This is a genomic window from Bacillus sp. P4_D3, assembly GCF_056401855.1.
In genome coordinates, this window is sequence record NZ_JBFUIN010000395.1 from 1 (window position 1) to 2,836 (window position 2,836).

Sequence of the window (2,836 nt, forward strand, 5' to 3'; positions counted from 1 at the left end):
CATTACTACCACTATATCTTTTTAGTACTACAATTTTCCCTCGAGCATCTCCTAGTTTTATATTCCCTTCTGTTTTTAAAAAGACAGGATCAAGAAAATATTTTTTTTCAAACGTGCTACTAAATGAATTTTCTGCCCCTTTCATATTCTCATACTCTTTTTTTAAAGACATAATAATCGTTTCACTTGGATTATCTTTTAAAAATTGTTTCGCTTCGCTTATAAATTCGTGCAATGTTACATAAAGATATAGTGGCCCATGATGAAGAACTATCGTATTATCCTCTGTTAAACGCCCTCTAATATCAAAAATTCTAGCTCCGTGATCCATTTGGTAACGAAAATCATATTCTTGCGTCATTCCCCATACTTGCTTTATCGGATTCTGCAACTTGAACGTTCCACTATCATGTGTTCCTGGAATTGAAATTCGTGCTAACGGTACGTTATCGGGTATAGGTTGCATCCATTTCGACCAGTTTTCAAGCCCATTACCAGAGCTAGCAGCAACTGCTTGCTTATCATTCAAAGCAAATACAAATGTGCTAAGTATAGTACTACATATGAATAATTTCAAAATAAACTTCTTATTACTCATTTTTATTCCTCTCTTTTTCTGTTTTCACATCAAACTTATTGAATATAATATAAGCTACTTAATAAATAACATTTCATAAATATGAAATATTACATAGAAGTAAAATTTAAAAATCATTCACATATTCTCAATGCATTAGGAAAATTTAAAGTCCCTTTCTACTAGATAAATTATAGTAATCAACAACATGAACTTCAATGTGTTTTTATATGCAATATTTCATATTTGGGTCCTACATGATATAAATAAAAAACTTATGATGATTATTTATTCCATACGTGCTAATATACTTATATTAAAATATAAATACATACCTTTTATACTCTGAACTACATTATTCAACAGTTAAAACTTAATTTTTTATTGGGAGGATTTACAATGAAATTATTAAAAATAAAACATATAATTCCTTTATCTGCAGCAGCAATTACATTCGTATGTAATCAAGGTGCAACTGAGGCTTCCACCATTCATACAGTAAAAAAGAATGATACACTTTGGGGTATCAGTAAACAATATGGAGTTTCAATACAATCTATTAAACAAGCGAATAATAAAGGAAACGATCAAACTTTTATTGGTGAACAGTTAAATATTCCAGGATCCATGAAATCAAATGAGGTCACTGTTCATCAAAACGACAAACCTAAGAACATCTCTGGACAAATTCTTTATCAAGTACAGCCTGGAGATTCATTAGAAACTATAGCAAAGCGTTACAATGTTACCGTTCAATCTATAAAACAAATTAACAATACAGTCGGAAACAAGCTTTATACAGGACAACATGTGAAAATTAATTCAAGTATTTCAGAAAAAGAAAAAGACTTAATGGCACGCTTAGTTACTGCTGAAGCGGGTGGCGAATCATATAAAGGAAAAGTGGCAGTGGCAAAAGTTATATTAAATCGTGTAAATGCAAAAGGTTTTCCAAATACAATAACAGGAGTTATTTATGAACCTATTAAACACGGATATGCATTTACCCCTGTTACAGATGGAAGAATTAATCAGCCTGCAAGCGCAGAAGCAAAAATGGCAGTAGAAGAGGCTATCTCCACAAATGGAATACATTCTGATTGGCTTTATTTCTATAATCCGAAAACATCAACAAGCAAATGGATTACTACACGTCAAACAGTAGCAGTAATCGGTAACCACGTCTTCGCTAAATAAAACTGTAATTTTCTTCAGATTTATTCACTTAACAACTATTTCAAATGATTAACAGACCTCTTTACTTAAAAGGTCTGTTCTTTTTATATGTAAGCTTTTTATTAACCATATGATAAAATGATTGTTTAAAAGTATCTCTCTTTTCAAATAAAAAACTGTTGTATCTCATTCATCATTTAGAGTAATTGAGAAAGTATCAAATCCACAACTATGACTTTATTAATACAAGCTATTTCTTAACTTTGTAAAATTGTTATACACTAGGAAAATAGCAAACAAACTATTCGGTAGCAGGTGAAAAAATATGTATGATATTACAATTATCGGTGCTGGAGTGAGTAGCATTTTTATGGCTTATACATTAGCCAAAAGCAACAAAAAGGTTTTAATTCTTGATAAAGGTAAACCGTTAGAACATCGAAATTGCTCTTTAAAACAAGGGGAAATATGTAACTGTACTGCATGTGATAAATATTTCGGGTTTGGTGGTTTAGGAAAGTCTGAAGGGAAATTTAATTATACAAACGGATTTGGAGGCGAACTCGAGCAAAAAGTAGGTAAAGAAGGATTTATGCAACTCATGGCGGAAGTAGATGAAATTCTATGTCAGTTTGGTGGAAGTTCAGTTTCAAAATATTCTACAGAAAATCCAACTCTCACTAAGAAGGCTGAGACATGTGGTTTACAAATGCTAACAACAGAAGTAAGGCATCTGGGTACTACACTTTCAAGTAACATTTTTCAGCAGCTCTATGAATTTTTACTTACCAAAATAGATATCCAATTTCATATAGATGTACAAAATATCGTTAAGCAGAAAGACCATTTTAAAATATATACAAATCAAGAAACTGTCCATTCTAAGAAATTAGTATTTGCAACCGGTCGTTCCGGGGCGGATTGGTTAAAAGAAATGTGCACTTCTCTAAATATTTCTCAGGAGCAAACCCGTGTAGATTTAGGTATTAGGGTAGAGATGAAAGAACATCAATTACGTTCTATATTAAAAGATACATTTGAGACGAAACTTTCTTATCAGCATGAACATTTCACGGCTACTAC

The 2,836-nt window shown here is 31.6% G+C and carries 3 protein-coding genes; 2 read left to right on the forward strand and 1 reads right to left on the reverse strand.

What is annotated here, in order from left to right:
• A partial coding sequence (locus AC1DTM_RS21665; RefSeq protein ID WP_477000846.1) for a phosphatidylinositol-specific phospholipase C domain-containing protein occupies nt 1–598 on the reverse strand: 598 nt, incomplete at its 3' end.
• 378 nt (nt 599–976) lie between these two features.
• On the opposite strand from AC1DTM_RS21665, the gene AC1DTM_RS21670 reads away from it, so the two are divergent.
• Both AC1DTM_RS21670 and AC1DTM_RS21675 read left to right on the forward strand, forming a co-directional pair.
• Nucleotides 977–1,774, forward strand: coding sequence for a cell wall hydrolase (locus tag AC1DTM_RS21670; RefSeq protein WP_477000847.1), 798 nt, complete (start codon nt 977–979; stop codon nt 1,772–1,774).
• Between the two features lie 304 nt (nt 1,775–2,078).
• A partial coding sequence (locus AC1DTM_RS21675; RefSeq protein WP_477000848.1) for an NAD(P)-binding protein occupies nt 2,079–2,836 on the forward strand: 758 nt, incomplete at its 3' end.

Bases quoted from the DNA above. Each gene is read 5' to 3' on its own strand.
- AC1DTM_RS21670 (WP_477000847.1), top strand. From the start codon at position 977: ATGAAATTATTAAAAATAAAACATATAATTCCTTTATCTGCAGCAGCA.